Below are 14,636 nucleotides of genomic sequence, written 5' to 3'. Positions count from 1 at the left end.
CCGCATTCCCAGAGGATTCCTTGAGCGCGAAGCCAACGTTAAGCAAACCAATCGGTTCTTCAGGTGAGGCGTCGTCGCCCGTCGTCGTGATGCGGCGCTTGTGGCCGTATCTCAAGCCCTTGCTATGGGTGTTGATCGGCGCGATCGTCGCGATGGCCGTGAGTGCCAGCACCGACGCGGCGATTCCCGCGCTGCTCAAGCCGCTTCTGGACAAGGGCTTCGGCGCGCATGCCAGCGACAACGCCAAGTGGTTCGTGCCGGTCGCCGTGATCGGCCTCGCGCTGATTCGCGGGGTGTCGCAATACGCGTCCGGCTATCTGCTTGCCTACGTGTCGAACAAGATCCTGCTCGAACTGCGCCTGAAGATGTTCGACCGCATGATCCACTCGAGCGTGGCGTTTTTCCAGCGCGAAACCGCGAGCACGGTGATCAACGCGATCGTCTTCGAAGTGAACCAGATTCTCAACGTGCTGTTGAGCGTGCTGGTCACGCTGGTGCGCGATTCGCTGACCGTGGTATTCCTGCTCGGCTATCTGTTCTTTCTGAACTGGCGTCTGACGCTGATCGTCGCCGTGCTGCTGCCGGGAATCGGCTGGCTGGTCGGCAAGATCAACCGCCGTTTGCGGCGCCTGAACCGCGAGCATCAAATGCTGACCAACGAGCTGTCGTACATCGTCGAAGAGACGGTGGGCGGTTACAAGGTGGTCAAGGTGCACAACGGCGAGCAGTACGAGATGGACCGCTTCAAGTCAATGAGCCGGCGTCTGCGCGGCTACTCGATGCGCATGACCGTCTCCGGCGGCCTCGCGCAGCCGTTGACGCAATTTCTCGCGTCGATCGCGCTCGCAGTGGTGATTACGATCGCGGTGGTGCAGTCGTCGTCGGATCAGACCACCGTCGGCGGCTTTGTGGCATTCGTCACGTCGATGCTGCTGATCATCTCGCCGCTGAAGCATCTGATGGACGTGAACCAGCCGCTGCAACGCGGCATGACGGCGGCCGAGCTGATTTTCGGGCTGATCGACGAGCCGTCCGAACCGGCCGGCGGCGGCAAGCCGCTCGATCGCGCATCGGGCGAAGTCGAGTTTCGCGACGTGTCCTTCACGTACGGCAGCAACGCCACGCATAACCGCTACACGCTCGACCACGTGTCGTTCAAGGTGGCGCCGGGCGAAATGGTCGCGCTGGCCGGTCCCTCCGGCAGCGGCAAGACCACGCTGGTGAATCTGCTGCCGCGTTTTTTCGATCCGACCGGCGGCGAGATTCTGGTCGACGGCGTCGCGCTGCCGGAATACGGCCTGCACGCGCTGCGCAGCCAGATCGCGATGGTGAGCCAGGACGTGGTGCTGTTCAACGACACGGTGGCGAACAACGTCGCGTACGGCGAGGCGGCCGATCCGGAAAAGGTCAAAGCGGCGCTGCGCGCAGCCAACCTGTGGGATACCGTCGAGGCAATGCCGAACGGCATTGATACGCTGATCGGCGACAACGGCATGATGCTATCGGGCGGCCAACGGCAGCGTCTGGCGATCGCCCGCGCGATCTACAAGGACGCGCCGATCCTGATCCTCGACGAAGCGACGTCCGCGCTCGACTCCGAATCCGAGCGCCACGTGCAGGCCGCGCTGGAAACGCTGATGAAGGGCCGCACGACGCTCGTCATCGCGCACCGGCTATCGACTATCGAGCGCGCCGACCGGATTCTGGTGATGGACGCAGGGCGTATCGTCGAGCGCGGCAGTCATCGTGAACTGCTGACGCAAAACGGTCTGTACGCGCATTTGCATCGCATCCAGTTCCAGCAGGACGCGGCATAAACGCGCGCGCGGCGCACGCATGTTCCGCCGCTGCTCATGCAACGGCGTCGAACGCCTTTGCCACTGGATGGGACAACTGGGTGCTGATCGCGCTCATGATCGACGCCGGCGCAATGTCGTCGACGTCGCCGGCACTCTGAATGCCGATCGAGCGGCATTGTTCAGTCAGGCGAAGATAGGGCGGCTCGCGATCGGAAAAGAGCGACACGCTCGGCGTTGGGGTCGAGTGTGCAATGTGCATCAAGCCGCCGTCCGCACCCACGAAAAGACTCGCCTTCGCGACGATCGCGCGCGACTGCAGCAAGCTCAGCTTACCGACGCACGAGCTGATCTTCAGCTGGCTGGACGTCAGCTTCAGCAAGCTATCCGCCATGCTCAGCCCGTTGTCCGACCCAAGTAGAACGACCTGCTTCGGTATGTTCCGGTCGTCTGACCGATCGATCAGGTCGAGCAACTCGGCCCAGTGGCGATAGGTGCGGTTCGCGTCGAGTCCGCCGATTGCCAGGGCCAGAAACCGGCCGTCCGGCACAAGCGGCTGGACCGAGTCGCCGGTTTGTGCTTTCGCCGCCAGATAGGGCTTGCTCATCGACACGATCTCATCAGCCGAATATCCGAGCGAGAAGACGTCGTTGATCGCGGCATGGCTGAAGCAGGTCTGGTTGCGGTCCGGTCCGTAGAAATACTGGAACAGGCAGGCGAACGGCAGATGCTTGAAATGCTTTGTTTTCAGCTTGATCGACGGCAGGTTGTACTCCGACATCAGGATCGCGTCGTAGTGATGGCCCTGAAGATCGCGTAAATCGGAAAACACGTGCTGGAACACGTTGTCCTCGGCGAACAGCGTGTGAAGGTTCGGCAGCGTGAAAAGATCGATCTCGAAGCCCCGGCCTTTCAGCAGCGCTCGCCCGGACATATCCATCGTGGCGTCGCCGAAATTTCGCTTGCCGGTGTAGATCCACAGCAGCCGCTTGCACGCGGCGGCGTTCCTGAGTTCCAGGCGCGTCTGGCCATGCCATTTCAGCAGCAGATATTTGTGCAGATATTTTTTTGCGATCTTCGCCCGCGAGGTCTTGCGCAGAAACACTTCGGGTTCGTGCGCGACGCCCGTGTACGGGATGCGGGTGGAGCGGCTGACGGCCTGGTCCAGTGTTCTTTTCACGGTGGCGGGCGCGCTGTTGTAGAGTGCGCGCATCAATCGGTTCATCTCGGATTGTGGGAAATGGCGTGCTTTTTCAGGCAACCGGCACTTGCAGTGTCCGAAGTGCGGGAGCTTGACGCGGCGAAGTTTGCGGTCCGTATGTTACCGCACACCCCTACACGCTTACAGAAACATACCTGCGCGAATCCAGGCAGGTTCTGGCGCTATTATTGGAATATGCCTGAGCACGCCGTCGCCAGCGGGCAGGGCGGGGCGAGCGCCGCTGTATTAATCGGGATAAGGACGGGAACCCGGTACAATAGCGGGGCCAACGTATCTGGTCGGGCGCGCCAACTGGCGCGACGGCCGGCCAAATTCAAGAGACATGTCGACGCCCACCAAACAATCTTTCCTGAGCGTCAACTCACGAAGCCTGCTGCCCGCGTTATTCCTGCTTGCGTACCCGTCGGCCACCTTGCTCTTTCACGGTGCCGGGAGCGCATTGTCGATTGCCGCCGCGCTTATCTCGCTGGCATTGCTGGCCTCGCCTAAAGCCTGGACCGGCCTGCCGTCGATTCAGTGGGATAGCGTCGATGTCGCGCTGTGGATTGCCACGGCATGCCCGGTTGTCGCGGTACTGATCAGCGGTGCGTGGCACGGTACCGTAGTTGCCAGCACATTCGATTCGCCTTCGCGCTTCTTCGCGGCCGCACCGCTCGTTCTCGTGTTGCGCCGCAGTCTGCCGCGCACGCTCGAGTGGACCGATCTGTCGTTTGCGCTCGCCGCGCTCGTATCGCTCGGAATTTTGCTGATCGTGCCGCGCGACTGGGGCTTCGGCCGGCTCAGCAGTCAGTTCCTGAACCCGATTCACTTCGGCGACGTCGCGCTGGTGTTGGGCGTGCTCTCCATCCTGTCGCTGAACTGGTGGCGAAAAGACCGGCTTTTCGTGCGCATGATCAAGGTGGGTGGGCTGTTCGCCGGACTCGCCGCGTCGCTGATCACTGGCTCCCGCGGCGGATGGGTGGCCATTCCGGTGGTCGCTGCAATGATTCTGTACGTCCGCAGCCGCGGCAAGTCGCGCAAGTGGAAGGTGTTGCTGCCGCTCGCGATCGTCGCGATTCTGGCTGGCGCGTACGCGTTTTCGCCGACAGCGCGCAACCGGGTCGGCGACGTGTCGTCCGACTTCGTGAAGTACACCCACGGCGACAAGGACACGCCGCTCGGTATCCGTCTGCAACTCTATGAGGCGGCGGCCCGGATCGTCGAGAGCCATCCGCTTCTCGGCCTGGGCAGCGACGGCTTTCGCAACAGCATGCAGGCGTTTGCGAACTCGGGCATGCTCACGCCGGCTGCCGCTCAACTGGGTAGAGGCGAGGCGCATAACCAGATGTTCGCCTACATGACCGATTACGGCATCGTCGGCGGTCTTGCGTTGCTGGCCATCTATGTCGTACCGGGTGTGATCTTCTGGCGGCGTCTGAGCGCACCGGTCGACGCTGGCCGCCGGGCGGCGCTGATGGGGTTGACGTTTATCGTGGCGTTCTGGATCTTCGGGCTGACGGTGGAAACGTTCGATCTGAAAATGACCGTGTCGTTCTATACCACCGTCATCGCGATCCTGGCCGCGGTCGCGACTTATGCCGACACGAAGGCAGGCAGCGAGGCCGCCCGCGCGGCGCGTGATTCCCGTCAATGAATACCGTCACCACGCCATGTTCAGTATCCTGATTCCGAGCTGGAATAATCTGCCGTATCTGAAGCTGTGCATCGACAGCATCCGGCGACATTCGGCGTTCGATCACGAGATCATCGTGCACGTCAACGAAGGTAGTGACGGCACGCTCGAATGGGTCCGCGCCGAAGGCATCCGCCATACGTGGAGCGCGGGCAATGTCGGCGTCTGCCTCGCGTTGAACGATGTCGCGCGGCTCGCCACACAGGACTGGATCCTGTTCCTGAACGACGACATGTTTTGCACGCCGGGCTGGGACCGCGCGTTCGAGGCGGCGTTGCGCACGCTCGGCCATTCGTCGGCGTATCTGTCGTCGGTGCTGATCGAACCGGCCGACACCGGCAACGCGAATGTCACAGCCGCCAACTTCGGCACCGGCCCCGACAATTTCGACGAAGCCGGTCTGCTCTCCTACACCGCAAAGATGACCGCGCCTGATCGCGACGGCGTTGCCTTACAGCCGATGCTGATTAGCCGCCAGCTGTGGCATGCGGTGGGCGGTTACAGCATCGAGTTCGGGCCGGGCATGAGCAGCGACGACGATTTCCTGATGAAGCTGTGGCTGGTCGGTTGCCGCGTGTTCCGCTCGGTCGGCACGAGCCGCGTCTATCACTTCGGCTGCAAATCCACCGGACGCATTCGCCGCAATCGCGGCGGCCGTCAGTTCCTGATGAAGTGGGGCATTTCGCAACGCGACTTTACGCGCGACTATGTCCGGCAGACGGCGTCCGCTGCGCCCGGTACGCTGCCCAATGTTCCGCGTGCGCCCTTCAAAAGCCGTCTGAAGCGCGTGATCTATGCGCTCGGCCGCTATCCGTTCGAGGATCTGGAAGGCTGGGAACCCAATCTTCCCGCGAAGCTCACGTTCATGAAGCCTTTTCGCGAAAAGGCCGATGAGAAGGCCAATGAGAAGGCCAATGAGAAGGCCAATGAGAAGGCCAACGACAAAGCCAGTGAAAAGGCCGGCGACAACTGATCGGCTGCCGCCTGTCAGGCTCGATCCGCTCGTACGGGCAAACCACAACGGAATCCATCTTCGATGTTCTCAATCATCATCCCGACCTGGAACAATCTGCCTTACCTGCGCCTCGTGATCGACAGCCTGCGGTGCCATTCGACGCACGCGCATCAGATCGTCGTGCACGTCAACGACGGCTCGGACGGCACCTTGGCCTGGGTGCGCGACGAGGGTATCGAACACACCGTGTCGCCGGGCAACATCGGCATCTGTCACGCGGTCAATATCGCGGCGGCGCGCGCCACGCACGATTACATCGTCTACATGAACGACGACATGTACTGTTGCCCCGGCTGGGACGACGCGCTCGTCAAGCGCCTCGCGCAGATGCCGGCCGACAATCTGTTCATGCTGTCCGGCACGATGATCGAACCGGTCGATAGCGGCAATCCGTGTGTGGTGGTGCAGAACTTCGGCCGCGACGTCGAGAATTTCCGGGCGGACGAACTGGTGGCCGCCACGCCCAGGCTGGTGCGCGCCGACTGGCGCGGCGCCACGTGGCCACCGACGCTCGTGCATCGCGACTGGTGGCATAAGGTCGGCGGCTATAGCAGCGAATTGAGTCCCGGCATGAGCAGCGACAACGATTTTTCGATGAAGCTGTGGGACGCCGGCTGCCGGCTGTTTCTCGGCGTGGGCGACAGTCTCGTTTACCACTTCCAGCAGAAGAGCACCGGCAAGGTCGTCAAGAACGACGGGCGCCGTCAGTTCCTGAACAAGTGGGGCATGACGCAGGCCACTTTCGATCGTTACTATTTGCGGCGCGGCACGCCGGTCGCAGGCGGGTTGGCGGTCAGCGAACCCGAGCAGACCGGCCGCTTGCGGCGCGCGCTGCTCAAGTCGCGCATCAAGCGCGCGTTCGGTTAAAGGCCGGCGCGAGTCGATATTCTCGCGCCACTCGGGCCACTCAAGTTACGCGTGTCAAACGTGTAGCACGTGTCAAACGCGTTATCCGCCGCCGGTCACCAGCGGCAACACCGTCAAATCCGGATGCGTGCCGTCGACGATGCTGCGTCCCACATGCACGCCTTCGTACAGCGCTGCGTCCTTGCCGATGAAGCTCTCTTCGCCGTCCGCGTGAAATGGCACCGAGTGACCGGGGATAGTCGGATCGGCGCCCGGATGGCAGACGTACCCAACATACGTGTAGCGGTTATCGCCAACGGCTGACGGGTTTGCTGCGTCCGGCGGGTTTTTGAGGAACGGCGCCACGTGAATCTCGAAGCCCTCGTACTCCACCATCTGCCAAGGTGCGGTTTCATCGGACATGGCCGCCTCCGTCTATGTCGCAGGCCTCTCAAAAAGTCTAGGTGATTTGAACGCCAAGCGCGCTCAAAGGTTGACGGAGCGCATTCTCTGGCTAACGACTGAATTTGATAATCGGTCGACATTTAGAATAATTTTATGGTTTTATTTGAAAATACCTTGTGCGGTGTGACGGCTTCGGCAAAGTGCGAAAGCGGACACGCACGACCGCGCCATGCCCGCAGTCATATAGAATGACGCGCTTTGCCCGTACATCGCCCATGTGGTTCAAAAACCTTCAGCTGCACCGTCTTCCCGCTCCGTGGTCTGTTACCCCTGAACAAATGGAGAAGTGGCTCGCGCCGCACGCGTTCGCGCCCGGCAATAGCGTCGAGATGCAAAGCCACGGCTGGGCGTCGCCGCGCGACAACGACTCGCTCGTCTATTCGCTGAACCGCCAGATGTTGCTGGTGTTTCGCGCGGAAAAGAAACTGCTGCCCGCTTCGGTCGTCACTCAGGTGACCAAGGCGCGCGCGGCCGAACTCGAAGAGCAGCAGGGCTTCAAGCCCGGCCGCAAGCAGATGCGCGAACTCAAGGAGCAGGTCACCGACGAACTGCTGCCGCGCGCGTTCAGCATTCGCCGCGACACGCGCGTGTGGATCGATACTGTGAACGGCTGGCTCGTGATCGACGCGGCGTCGCAGGCAGTCGCCGACGAGGTGCGCGGTCTGCTGGTCAAATCGATCGATCAGCTGCCGCTCGGCACGGTACGCGTCACGCAATCGCCGGTCGCGGCGATGACCGAATGGCTGCTCTCCGGCGAGGGCCCCGCAGGCTTCACGCTCGACCAGGACACCGAACTGCGCTCGGCCGCGGAAGGCAATGCGACGGTGCGTTATGTCGGTCATGCGCTGGATGCTGAAGACATGCGCCGTCATATCGAAGCCGGCAAGCAATGCATGCGGCTTGCGATGACGTGGAACGATCGCGTGTCGTTCGTGCTGACGCCTTCGTTGACGATCAAACGCATCGCGCCGCTCGATGTTCTCAAGGAAGCGAGCGACCCCACCGCGCAAAACGACGACGAGCGCTTCGACTCCGACGTTACGTTGATGACCGCCGAACTCGACCGCATGCTGACCGATCTGCTCGATGCATTGGGCGGCGAGCAGGGCGAGGCGATGCCGCAAGCCGCAGCTGCTTGAGTCGCAGTTGATCCGCGCGGTTGCTCTGCCCGTAGATCTACTCAATGCCACTGCGTTGGGTATTCCAGCGCGCTGGCGCTTATTAAGCGAGATTATGCATATCTGAATCCGGCTTAATAAAATTTACCCTTCATGTCCCGGCCGTCACACTGCTTGTGCTGACGGTGCAAGCCGTCAGGAACCTTCCGATCCACCGACGCGCGCCACTCCCCAAACCATGCGGGCCGCGTCATCCTGACCAGGACTCGACATGAAAGAGCTCGCCACTTTGATGATCGCCTCCGGCTTTGTTTGCGCCGCCTCCGTTGCAATGGCTGCCGACGCCAAATATCCGTACGCGCCGCCGCCCGCCTACGCGCAGGAAGAATTGCAGAAGGTTATCGACGCCGCAACCGGCCCGATGCCTGTTGCGTCAACTGTGCCGCAAATCGCGGCAACCGTGCAGAGCCCGGCGACGTTGTGCGACGAAGCAAACGCTGACCGGCACGCCAATCCGCAAGACCAACCCCACGCCGCTGCAAGCGTGCCGAAGCATGGTGGGCGCGCTTCGAAGGCGCATCGTCACGAGCGTCACAAGTTCGTTTGAAGTCCGTCCGGACCGCACGCCGACGCGGCCAGACGCCCGCCGCCGACGAAGCTGCGCCGATGGTTCATGTGTGGACGCCGGTTGGTTCGTCGAAGGCTGAAGCGCGGCGGCAGTTGATCGTCGATCGCTATATCGCGGCGGGGCGTGCACAACTTCGACCTCACGGTGGAAAAGGCAAGCGCATCAATGGCTTGCAGGGTTTGCTAGATAGTTATGCACAGATTTGCGAACATTTTCTGTGGACAAGTTCATGTCCGGTGATTTCTCACGGCGGAGCCGTGCGGGGTTCTTGTTTTGTTTGCTTGCGCGGCGCTTGTTGTCTGTTTGCCTACTCGGCGCTTTTTAGCTGTGCGCCTGCGGCGTTGGCCTTTCCTTGATTTCTTGGTGGTCTATTGGCGTCGCCCCTGTGCGGGGCAGGCACTTACTTTCTTTGCCCACCAAGTGGACTTCCTTCGGGGCGCCGCCGCAAAGAAAGTAAGCAAAGAAAGCGGGTCAAACCGCTAATTCTTAAACGGGTCCCCTGGCTTGGAGGAGGCAGTGGAGCATCTGGAATCTGTGTTCTTGCACACTCCGCGCTTGTGACAAGGCAGTCGTACTTCCGGCGGCGCTACGCGCGCCGACGCGGTACTTCTCAACGCCGATTGGGTGTACGCACTTCCGGCATCATTTTTTCCATTCCGCACTCGTGTGTCGCGGACGGGTCTGCATGGGAAACCAGTGGTTTCGATTGTGCGCGGTGGAGCCATCGGCTTCGCCTCAGCGAGGCGCCGAATCGTGCAAGTGCGGAACCACTTTGCCGGAGGAAACGCAGCCGCGAGTTACGTTAGCGCAGCAAACGCAAGCCTTTAAGCTTGAACAACCGCAGGCGCCGAAAGTGCCCGACGGTTTTATGAAGTACCGCTGCGGCGCGCGTAGCGCCGCCGGAAGTATGACTGCCTTGTCACTCACGCAAAATGTGCGAGAACACCGATTCCAGATGCTCCACTACCTCCTCCAAGCCAGGGGACCCGCTTAAGAATTAGCGGGGTGAAGCCGCTTTCTTTGCTTACTTTCTTTGCGGCGGCAAAGAAAGTAAGTGCCTGCCCCGCACAGGGGCGACGCCAATAGACCACTAAGAAATCAAGGAAAGGCCAACGCCGCAGGCGCACAGCCAAAAAGCGCCGAGCAGGCAAACAGCACAGGGGCAACGCTAATAAACCAAAAAGAAAGCAAGGAAAGGCCACCGCCGTAGGCAAACAGACAACAAGCGCCGCGTAGGCCAAAAAAACAAAAGCAAAGCCCAACGCCGTAAGCACAAAGCATGCCGCAATCAAATGAGTGCTTTCAACCAATATGGCAGGTGTATGCTGAACCCGGGAGTCTCTCCGAGAGAAAACTCGACCACGCCGAACTTTGGCCGTGACTCATTCAGGATCAAACCGTGCCAAGCGCTGAGCGCCTGCTACGGCAGCGGTTTCGAGAGCGTGAACGTGATGGCCAGGACGAACCCAGTCGCATCCATCGGCCTGTCCAATGACTGAACCAAAGCGGATTGAACCGCAGCGTTTCACGGTGCGCCACATCAGCGTCTACCGCTACTCGGAACCCGTGCGTTTCGGCGCACACCGGATGATGTTCCGACCGCGCGCCAGCCACGACTTGCGCCTCGTCACGAACCAGTTGGTGATCACGCCGACGCCGTCGCGGCTGCACTGGCTGCACGACGTGTTCGACAACTCGGTGGCGGTGGCGAGTTTCGAGGGCAGGGCGAGCGAGTTGCGTTTCGACAGCGAGGCAACACTCGAACACTTCGAAACGCCGTTGCCCGATTACGCGCTCGAACCTTACGCGGTGAACTGGCCGTTTGCGTATACCAACGAGGAAGCTTTGGACCTCGTGAATGCGCGCAGCCGCCAGTATCCGGACAGCGATGTCGACGAATGGGCGCGTCGCTTCGTGCCTGTACCTGGCAGCGGCGCCGCGAGCCGAAAAAGCGCCAGCGGCGGCACGATGGCGCTGCTGCGCGCGATGACGCTCGAAATCAGGAGCACGTTCTCTTATGTGCGCCGCACGGAGAAGGGCGTGAAACGTCCCGGCGACACCTTGCGCAGCCGCTGCGGCAGTTGCCGCGATTTCGCGGTGCTGATGATGGACGCGGTGCGCTCGCTTGGCCTTGCCGCGCGTTTTGTGAGCGGCTACCTGTTCGTGCCTGAGCACGACGCCACGCAAGGCGGCGGCGCGACCCATGCATGGCTGCAGATTTATTTGCCGGGCGCCGGCTGGGTCGATTTTGATCCGACCAATAGCATTGTCGGCAATCGTCATCTGATTCGCGTGGCGGTAGCGTGGAACTACTACCAGGCGTTGCCGTTGTGGGGCACATGGCACGGCGCGCCACATTCGTTTCGCGGCTTGCAGGTCGATGTGAGCGTGACCGAGGCCGGATGAGCGAGCGGGGCGGGTATGATCGTGGATGGTGTTGGCTGAGAGTATCGATCAGTATCAATCGAACGTGTTAGCTGGGAGCGTTAACTGAGGTGGTTAACCGGGCGCGTCAACTGAACGTTTCAACTGGAAGGGGCGCCGCGATGAAATTGCGTGTTGGCTACGAACTGGTCTATGAGTGCGTGCAACCTACGCCGATGATGTTGATGTTGAACACGCACTATTCGCATGCGAAGGATGTGCTGAGTCCGGATTTGCTGACGGTCGATCCGCCGGTGCCGATCAGCCAGTACCGCGACGGTTTCGGCAATCTGTGCAGCCGGATCGTCGCGCCGCAGGGGAAGATTGCGCTATCGACGAGCGCTGTTCTCGAGGTGTCGTCCGAGCCGGAAGTGCGGCCGCCGTTCACGGAGCAGCATCCGGTGGAGGCATTGCCTGACGATACGCTGGTGTTTTTGCTGGGCAGCCGCTACTGCGAGACTGATCTGCTATCCGAGTTCGCTTGGCAGACCTTCGGCAAGATGCCGCTGGGGCGTGTGCGGGTGGATGCGATTTGCAATTATGTAAATCGGCATATCGTGTTTGGCTACGATTTTGCGCGGCCGACCAAGACCGCGTGGCAGGCATGGCACGAGAGGAAGGGCGTGTGCCGGGATTTCGCGCATCTGGCGGTGACCTTGTGCCGGGCGATGAATATACCGGCGCGGTATTGCACGGGGTATATCAGCGATGTGGGGACGCCGCCGCCGTATGCGCCGATGGATTTTGCTGCGTGGTTCGAGGCTTATGTTGGCGGGTGTTGGCAGACTTTCGACCCACGGAATAATGTGCCCCGGACGGGGCGGGTGTTGATGGCGCGTGGGCGTGATGCGGCTGATGTCGCTATTAGTAATGCTTTTGGGGCTACGCAGTTGGTGAAGTTTGGTGTTGTATGTGAACCTGTTTAGTTTTTGCGCGTAGCGCCTGGTTGAGTTGGTTGCCTTTGGCGGTGGCATTTTTCTGTTTGCCTACGGCGTTGCCTTTCCTTGATTTCTTAGTGGTCTATTAGCGTCGCCCCGCACAGGGGGAACGCTAATAAACCAAAAACAAAAGAAAAACCCAACGCCGCAGGCACACAACCAATAGCGCCGCAGGCGGCTAACGTCGTTACGATTCCCCAACCACCATCGCGCGCCTGCGCCGCCACAGCGCCGCACCAATCGATACCGCCGCGCCGATGCCGCCCATCGCCAGCGACAGCACGACGATCAGCCAGCCGGTCTGCGCCCGTCCGGAGAACACGCCCACCAGCACGCCGGCGAGCGGCTGCGTCATGTTGTTCAACAGGATCACTACGCCGGTTGTTTTGCCGTAGTCCTGCGGCGGGATGATTTTCTGCCGGGCACTGCGGATGTAGACATTGAACATCTTGTCGAAGCCAACGATCAGCAGAAAGCCGAGCGCGTAGCCGCGATGGTCCGCACTCGCGCCGGCAATCACGCCGCCCGCACAGATCGCGACAAACGCGACCAGCCCCAGCACCTTCGCGGGCCACGAGGTGCGTGCGATCGTCAACAGAATCAGCACGGTGGCCACGGCACCGGCGGTTTGCAGCCCTGCGTAGTAGCGGCTCGATTGCGCGTGAAAACCGGTGACCATTGCGGCGGACGTCGCGAGTGTCACGCCGATCACCAGATTCTCAGCGGCGGCGAGCAGCACGACTTTCTTCAGGCCCGGCAGAAGCAGCACATGCCGCAGCGCGATGCGCAACGGCAGCGTCCAGTGGCCGGGTTCGACGCGCGGCGGGTCGCTGGCGCGAAAGCCGCTCGTGCGTTGCCACAGTAAAAGCGCCGTGTCGGCAAACAAAAACAGCGCGCCCGTTGCGCCGACCACCCATTCCCAGCGCCAAACTCCGAGCAGCAGCGCTGCCAGCATCGGGCCGAGGACGAAACCGAGTTGATCGGCCAATTGAGAGTAAGCCAGCACGCGCTGAAACTGCTGCGTGCTGAAGATCTGCGGCAGCATCACCTCGCGGGCGACCAGACCCTGGCTCGTCAGCACGCCGCACAATGCGGACAGCGCGATCAACCAGCCGATTCCGCCAAACAGCGCGTAAGCCAGTACGCCGCCGAAACACACCAGTGCACGCACGGTCTGACTCACACGCATCAGCCTGAGCGGCGAGATACGGTCGCACAGCGCACCGAAGAACGGAAACACCAGATAGCGCGGCAGCGTTTCGATAAAGAACGCGACACCGGACCACGAGACCTTGTGCGTCGTCTGGAACACGACGAGCGGCACGAGGAACAGCAGAATCTGATCGGCGAGACGCGCGACAAACAGCGAGCAGAAGAAAGCCTGATGGTTGACGCGCACTGTTCATGTCCCGCCGATCATTGGTCGAGACCGATCCTATCAAAGATCCTGGTCTTGCGGCCCGGCGCGAGCCTTTTATCCCCCGCGATAAGCCTGCTCGAGCAAGGCGATGTCGAGCTTGACCATTTTCATCATGGCTTCCATCACGCGCTTCGCTTTGGCGGCATCCGGGTCCCGCAGCATCTGGCCCAACACATCGGGCACGATTTGCCAGGAGACGCCGAACTTGTCCTGAATCCAGCCGCATTGCTGCGGCGTGCCGCCGTCGGAGAGCTTCGACCAATAGCCGTCGATCTCCCTCTGTGAGCCGCAGTGCACGAATAGCGAAATGGCCGGCGTGAAGGTGAAGCCCGGGCCGCCGTTCAAAGCTATGAACTCCTGGCCTTCGAGCTCGAATGTGACGGCAAGCACGCTGCCTTTCGGTCCGGGTCCGGCGTCCGAGTGATGCATCGTGGTGGTGATGCGCGAACTGGAAAACACCGAGGTATAGAAGCGGGCGGCTTCTTCCGCTTTACCGTCGAACCACAGGCATGGCGCAATCTTTTGCATACGATCTCCTCCTCCTGAAGGATGGAAGGCACGCCGCTTACTTCATGGCTAGCATGCCTTGTTCATGTCGAGCATGCCTTGCTGAATCTGTTCCGGCGTCAGATCGCGTTTATGCGTCGCGAGCGACCAGTTGTGGCCGAACGGATCCTGGATCTGGCCGTAGCGGTCGCCCCAGAACATGTCGCTGACGGGCATCGTCACGGTCGCGCCGGCTTCGACGGCCTGTTTGAAACTGGCGTCGACATCTTCGACGTATAGATGAATCGTCACCGGCGAGCCTTTCAGCGTTTTCGGACCGAAGCTGCGATGCTCGGGCCATTCGTCGGTCAGCATCAGCACGGAGTCGCCGATTTTCAGCGAGGCGTGCATGACCTTGCCGTCCGGGCCGGGCAGGCGGACTTGCTCGACAGCATTGAAAGCCTTGACGTAGAACGCGATGGCGTCCGCGGCGTTGGCACAAATCAGATACGGGGTAAGCGAGTGCATCCCGTCAGGGATCGGTTTGACAGTGGGGCTGGACATGACGGCGACTCCTTGAAGTAATAGGTTCGTGAGTTGAAAGCC

15 protein-coding genes are annotated in these 14,636 nt (G+C 61.2%); 9 read left to right on the top strand and 6 right to left on the bottom strand.

Annotated elements, in window-relative coordinates; all coding sequences use genetic code 11:
* Window positions 1-20: 20 nt before the first annotated feature.
* Window positions 21-1,817 (top strand): lipid A export permease/ATP-binding protein MsbA, encoded by a 1,797-nt coding sequence (gene msbA / locus WN982_RS15420; RefSeq protein ID WP_341312810.1) that lies wholly within the window; start codon window positions 21-23, stop codon window positions 1,815-1,817.
* A 34-nt stretch (window positions 1,818-1,851) separates the two neighbouring features.
* On the opposite strand, the gene WN982_RS15415 is transcribed toward msbA, so the two are convergent.
* Window positions 1,852-3,009, bottom strand: a complete 1,158-nt coding sequence (locus WN982_RS15415; RefSeq protein ID WP_341312809.1) for a glycosyltransferase family 9 protein — start codon at window positions 3,007-3,009, stop codon at window positions 1,852-1,854.
* A gap of 331 nt (window positions 3,010-3,340) precedes the next feature.
* Here WN982_RS15415 and WN982_RS15410 point away from each other — a divergent pair, with 331 nt between their 5' ends.
* From WN982_RS15410 to WN982_RS15400, 3 genes are all read left to right on the top strand, one after another.
* Window positions 3,341-4,651, top strand: coding sequence for an O-antigen ligase (locus WN982_RS15410; RefSeq protein WP_341312808.1), 1,311 nt, complete (start codon window positions 3,341-3,343; stop codon window positions 4,649-4,651).
* Between the two features lie 16 nt (window positions 4,652-4,667).
* Window positions 4,668-5,663, top strand: coding sequence for a glycosyltransferase (locus WN982_RS15405; RefSeq protein ID WP_341315805.1), 996 nt, complete (start codon window positions 4,668-4,670; stop codon window positions 5,661-5,663).
* 63 nt (window positions 5,664-5,726) lie between these two features.
* Window positions 5,727-6,572, top strand: coding sequence for a glycosyltransferase family A protein (locus tag WN982_RS15400; RefSeq protein ID WP_341312807.1), 846 nt, complete (start codon window positions 5,727-5,729; stop codon window positions 6,570-6,572).
* Between the two features lie 81 nt (window positions 6,573-6,653).
* On the opposite strand, the gene WN982_RS15395 is transcribed toward WN982_RS15400, so the two are convergent.
* Window positions 6,654-6,974 carry a hypothetical protein gene (locus WN982_RS15395; RefSeq protein WP_341312806.1) on the bottom strand — a complete coding sequence of 107 codons (321 nt, stop codon included), beginning with the start codon at window positions 6,972-6,974 and terminating at the stop codon, window positions 6,654-6,656.
* Between the two features lie 257 nt (window positions 6,975-7,231).
* On the opposite strand from WN982_RS15395, the gene WN982_RS15390 reads away from it, so the two are divergent.
* The 3 genes from WN982_RS15390 to WN982_RS15380 all read left to right on the top strand — a co-directional run bounded on the left by WN982_RS15390 (window position 7,232) and on the right by WN982_RS15380 (window position 9,118).
* Complete coding sequence (locus tag WN982_RS15390; RefSeq protein WP_341312805.1) at window positions 7,232-8,155, top strand: recombination-associated protein RdgC; 924 nt, start codon at window positions 7,232-7,234, stop codon at window positions 8,153-8,155.
* A gap of 250 nt (window positions 8,156-8,405) precedes the next feature.
* Window positions 8,406-8,741 (top strand): hypothetical protein, encoded by a 336-nt coding sequence (locus WN982_RS15385; RefSeq protein WP_341312804.1) that lies wholly within the window; start codon window positions 8,406-8,408, stop codon window positions 8,739-8,741.
* 59 nt (window positions 8,742-8,800) lie between these two features.
* Window positions 8,801-9,118: a hypothetical protein gene (locus WN982_RS15380; protein ID WP_341315867.1), complete on the top strand. Its 318-nt coding sequence runs from the start codon at window positions 8,801-8,803 to the stop codon at window positions 9,116-9,118.
* Window positions 9,119-9,685: 567 nt separating this feature from the next.
* Here WN982_RS15380 and WN982_RS15375 read toward each other — a convergent pair.
* Window positions 9,686-10,072, bottom strand: coding sequence for a hypothetical protein (locus tag WN982_RS15375; RefSeq protein WP_341312803.1), 387 nt, complete (start codon window positions 10,070-10,072; stop codon window positions 9,686-9,688).
* Window positions 10,073-10,253: 181 nt separating this feature from the next.
* Here WN982_RS15375 and WN982_RS15370 point away from each other — a divergent pair, with 181 nt between their 5' ends.
* A complete protein-coding gene (locus tag WN982_RS15370; protein WP_341312802.1) occupies window positions 10,254-11,168 on the top strand; it encodes a transglutaminase family protein in 915 nt (304 codons plus the stop codon).
* 140 nt (window positions 11,169-11,308) lie between these two features.
* Complete coding sequence (locus WN982_RS15365; RefSeq protein ID WP_341315804.1) at window positions 11,309-12,112, top strand: transglutaminase family protein; 804 nt, start codon at window positions 11,309-11,311, stop codon at window positions 12,110-12,112.
* A 199-nt stretch (window positions 12,113-12,311) separates the two neighbouring features.
* On the opposite strand, the gene WN982_RS15360 is transcribed toward WN982_RS15365, so the two are convergent.
* From WN982_RS15360 to WN982_RS15350, 3 genes are all read right to left on the bottom strand, one after another.
* On the bottom strand, window positions 12,312-13,523 hold the full coding sequence (locus WN982_RS15360; protein ID WP_341312801.1) for an MFS transporter: 1,212 nt from the start codon (window positions 13,521-13,523) through the stop codon (window positions 12,312-12,314).
* 75 nt (window positions 13,524-13,598) lie between these two features.
* Window positions 13,599-14,072, bottom strand: coding sequence for a VOC family protein (locus WN982_RS15355; protein WP_341312800.1), 474 nt, complete (start codon window positions 14,070-14,072; stop codon window positions 13,599-13,601).
* Window positions 14,073-14,120: 48 nt separating this feature from the next.
* Window positions 14,121-14,594: a VOC family protein gene (locus tag WN982_RS15350; protein WP_341312799.1), complete on the bottom strand. Its 474-nt coding sequence runs from the start codon at window positions 14,592-14,594 to the stop codon at window positions 14,121-14,123.
* Window positions 14,595-14,636: the final 42 nt, after the last annotated feature.

The sequence above is a fragment of the Paraburkholderia sp. IMGN_8 genome (assembly GCF_038050405.1).
GTDB lineage: Bacteria > Pseudomonadota > Gammaproteobacteria > Burkholderiales > Burkholderiaceae > Paraburkholderia.
Note: the sequence above shows the minus strand (reverse complement) of the source record. Positions and strands in the feature narration are given on the sequence as shown.

Coding starts and splice junctions, on each gene's coding strand:
- WN982_RS15415 (WP_341312809.1), bottom strand. CDS start 3,009: ATGCGCGCACTCTACAACAGCGCGCCCGCCACCGTGAAAAGAACACTG.
- WN982_RS15410 (WP_341312808.1), top strand. CDS start 3,341: ATGTCGACGCCCACCAAACAATCTTTCCTGAGCGTCAACTCACGAAGC.
- WN982_RS15405 (WP_341315805.1), top strand. CDS start 4,668: ATGTTCAGTATCCTGATTCCGAGCTGGAATAATCTGCCGTATCTGAAG.
- WN982_RS15400 (WP_341312807.1), top strand. CDS start 5,727: ATGTTCTCAATCATCATCCCGACCTGGAACAATCTGCCTTACCTGCGC.
- WN982_RS15395 (WP_341312806.1), bottom strand. CDS start 6,974: ATGTCCGATGAAACCGCACCTTGGCAGATGGTGGAGTACGAGGGCTTC.
- WN982_RS15390 (WP_341312805.1), top strand. CDS start 7,232: ATGTGGTTCAAAAACCTTCAGCTGCACCGTCTTCCCGCTCCGTGGTCT.
- WN982_RS15385 (WP_341312804.1), top strand. CDS start 8,406: ATGAAAGAGCTCGCCACTTTGATGATCGCCTCCGGCTTTGTTTGCGCC.
- WN982_RS15380 (WP_341315867.1), top strand. CDS start 8,801: ATGGTTCATGTGTGGACGCCGGTTGGTTCGTCGAAGGCTGAAGCGCGG.
- WN982_RS15370 (WP_341312802.1), top strand. CDS start 10,254: ATGACTGAACCAAAGCGGATTGAACCGCAGCGTTTCACGGTGCGCCAC.
- WN982_RS15365 (WP_341315804.1), top strand. CDS start 11,309: ATGAAATTGCGTGTTGGCTACGAACTGGTCTATGAGTGCGTGCAACCT.
- WN982_RS15355 (WP_341312800.1), bottom strand. CDS start 14,072: ATGCAAAAGATTGCGCCATGCCTGTGGTTCGACGGTAAAGCGGAAGAA.
- WN982_RS15350 (WP_341312799.1), bottom strand. CDS start 14,594: ATGTCCAGCCCCACTGTCAAACCGATCCCTGACGGGATGCACTCGCTT.